Raw genomic sequence first — 2623 nt, forward strand, 5'->3', positions numbered from 1 at the left:
GCCTAAATCCAGCATGCGATCGGCTTCGTCGAATACCAGCATTTCCAAACCCTGGATAAAAAAGCTCTTATCTTCCAGATGGTCGGCAATTCGGCCCGGCGTACCCACAATGATATGAGGATTACGGCGTAGTGCTTTAGTCTGGTCGTTAAAATTATCGCCACCGACTATCAAGGTAGTGGTGATATTTTTTTTCTGACACAGCCATTTAACTTCTGAAAACACCTGTTTTGCCAGTTCGCGGGTGGGGGCAAGAATAAGCACTCTCGGATCTTTTTTGCTCAATGCTTTTTGCGTAAGCAGGCGATGCACGATCGGCACCAGAAACGCCAGTGTTTTACCTGAGCCCGTTTTTGACGATGCCATAATGTCTTTACCCAGCAAAGCTGGCAGGATGGTTTGTTCCTGAACGTCGGTCAGTTCAGTAAACTGCTTGTCCTGAAGACGGGAAACAATGGTATGGTGAACGGGTAAATCGGTAATTAACAAAACAGCGCTCCACAATAATATCGCGCTTATTATCCCTGATTAACCCATAGAGTAAAGCGAAAGCGGGGCAGACTTATCATTCGTAGATAAGAAAGGCAGCGGGACACGACGCCCGCCGCCAAAAGACCGTGAGGTCTCAAAGGGAATTAAGCAAATTGCATTTCCGGAATATCGCCATCGGCAACTAATTTACCGGCTGTTTTCTGGCGAATTTCCTCAACCGACACGCCTGGTGCGCGCTCGCGCAAATGGAACGCACCGTCTTTTACTTCCAGTACCGCTAAGTCGGTAATAATGCGTGTAATGCAGTTCACACCGGTAAGCGGTAGTGTACATTCCTGCAATAATTTAGAGTTACCGTGTTTATCGGCGTGGGTCATGGTAACGATAATGTTTTTAGCGCCTGCAACCAGATCCATTGCACCACCCATGCCTTTAATCAGTTTGCCGGGGATCATCCACGACGCAATATTGCCGTTTACGTCTACTTCAAATGCTCCCAGAACAGTAAAGTCCACATGCCCGCCGCGGATCATGGCAAAGCTTTCAGCCGAACTGAAAATAGACGCACCGCTGATGGCTGTTACGGTTTCTTTGCCAGCGTTAATCATGTCGGCGTCGATTTGTTCTTCGGTAGGGTATGGACCCATGCCCAGCAGGCCGTTTTCAGACTGTAACATTACGCTGATCCCTTTGGGCACAAAGTTGGCCGCCAGGGTAGGAATACCAATGCCCAGGTTTACGTAGTTGCCGTCCTGAAATTCCTGGGCTACACGCATTGCGATTTGATCTCTGGTTAATGCCATGACTGCCTCCTATTTAGCCGTAACGCGACGTTCGATACGTTTTTCAAACGTACCCTTAATAACGCGATCTACGTAGATACCGGGTGTATGAATATGTGCTGGATCCAGTGTGCCGGGCTCTACGATTTCTTCTACTTCAACCACGGTAATTTTACCGGCAGTGGCTGCCATTGGGTTAAAGTTTTGCGCGGTATGGCGGTATACACAGTTACCATAACGGTCGGCTTTCCAGGCTTTTACAATAGCAAAGTCACCTGTAATCGACTCTTCAAGAATATACGGGCGACCGTTAAACTCTTTTACTTCTTTGCCTTCACCTACCGGTGTGCCATAACCCGTAGCAGTATAAAACGCTGGAATTCCCGCGCCGCCAGCACGCATTTTTTCAGCCAGCGTGCCTTGTGGTGTTAATTCTACTTCCAGCTCACCATTTAATAGTTGCTGTTCAAACAAGGCGTTTTCACCCACATAAGACGAGATCATTTTTTTGACTTGCTTGTCTTCCAGCAAAATGCCCAAACCAAAGCCATCAACACCACAATTGTTTGATACTATGGTAAGACCTTTGGTGCCCATTTTTTTGATTTGCGCAATGAGTCCTTCCGGAATACCGCACAGGCCAAAGCCACCGGCAATGACAGTCATGTCGTCAGACAAACCCTGCATTGCTTCTTCGTAACTGGATACGACTTTATCGAAACCAGACATAGCATGCTCTCCTATATGTTGTGAACGCAAGTAGTATCAAATAGCGTTAAAGTTTTGTAAAATCGAATTAATATCAGTATTGATAAATAAAAGTTATTAATATGAGTGTGTCTTACCGAAATATGCAAGCGTTTGTGTGTGTAGCTGAATCGGCCACCTTTGCCGAAGCAGCTGAAAAGCTGTTTCTAACCCAACCGGCCTTGTCGAGTGCCATTAAGAAGATGGAAGAACAGTTGGGTGGTCAATTGTTTAGTCGCACTACGCGGCGGGTACAGCTTACCCCGGAGGGCGAAACCTTGTTGCCTCAGGCAAAGCGGTTACTGCACGACTGGGATGATGCCATTGACGGTGTACAGCATCTATTTGCGATGTCGCAGGGTAGGTTAGTGGTGGCTGCCATGCCGTCGTTTGCCGAGTCCAAACTTCCGCCTATTTTGATGCGGTTTCATCAGGCGTACCCCAATATTCGATTACGGATACTGGATGTCATTATGGAAGAAACCATCGAGGCAGTGCGGTCAGGGCGCGCCGATTTGGGATTTTGTTTTGAACCCGAAGTGATGGATAACCTGGAATTTGTTCCGTTGTTTACCGACAGCTTTATGGCCGTGATGCAAGCA

At 47.4% G+C, this 2623-nt stretch carries 4 protein-coding genes; 1 reads left to right on the forward strand and 3 read right to left on the reverse strand.

Annotated features, from left to right (window positions below; all coding sequences use genetic code 11):
• The 3 genes from ACLR2L_RS19875 to ACLR2L_RS19885 all read right to left on the reverse strand — a co-directional run.
• Positions 1-489, reverse strand: a 489-nt coding sequence (locus ACLR2L_RS19875; protein WP_413370720.1) for a DEAD/DEAH box helicase family protein, incomplete at its 3' end; no start/stop codon positions are given.
• A gap of 146 nt (positions 490-635) precedes the next feature.
• Positions 636-1295, reverse strand: a complete 660-nt coding sequence (locus ACLR2L_RS19880) for a CoA transferase subunit B (protein WP_140956961.1) — start codon at positions 1293-1295, stop codon at positions 636-638.
• A gap of 9 nt (positions 1296-1304) precedes the next feature.
• Complete coding sequence (locus tag ACLR2L_RS19885) at positions 1305-2003, reverse strand: CoA transferase subunit A (RefSeq protein ID WP_140956962.1); 699 nt, start codon at positions 2001-2003, stop codon at positions 1305-1307.
• Positions 2004-2104: 101 nt separating this feature from the next.
• On the opposite strand from ACLR2L_RS19885, the gene ACLR2L_RS19890 reads away from it, so the two are divergent.
• Positions 2105-2623 (forward strand): LysR family transcriptional regulator (locus ACLR2L_RS19890; protein ID WP_413370722.1); only part of this gene is annotated, 519 nt, incomplete at its 3' end.

Origin of the sequence: Alteromonas sp. AMM-1 (genome assembly GCF_047290655.1) — a bacterium.
GTDB lineage: Bacteria > Pseudomonadota > Gammaproteobacteria > Enterobacterales > Alteromonadaceae > Alteromonas > Alteromonas mangrovi.

Bases quoted from the DNA above. Each gene is read 5' to 3' on its own strand.
- ACLR2L_RS19880 (WP_140956961.1), bottom strand. From the start codon at position 1,295: ATGGCATTAACCAGAGATCAAATCGCAATGCGTGTAGCCCAGGAATTT.
- ACLR2L_RS19885 (WP_140956962.1), bottom strand. From the start codon at position 2,003: ATGTCTGGTTTCGATAAAGTCGTATCCAGTTACGAAGAAGCAATGCAG.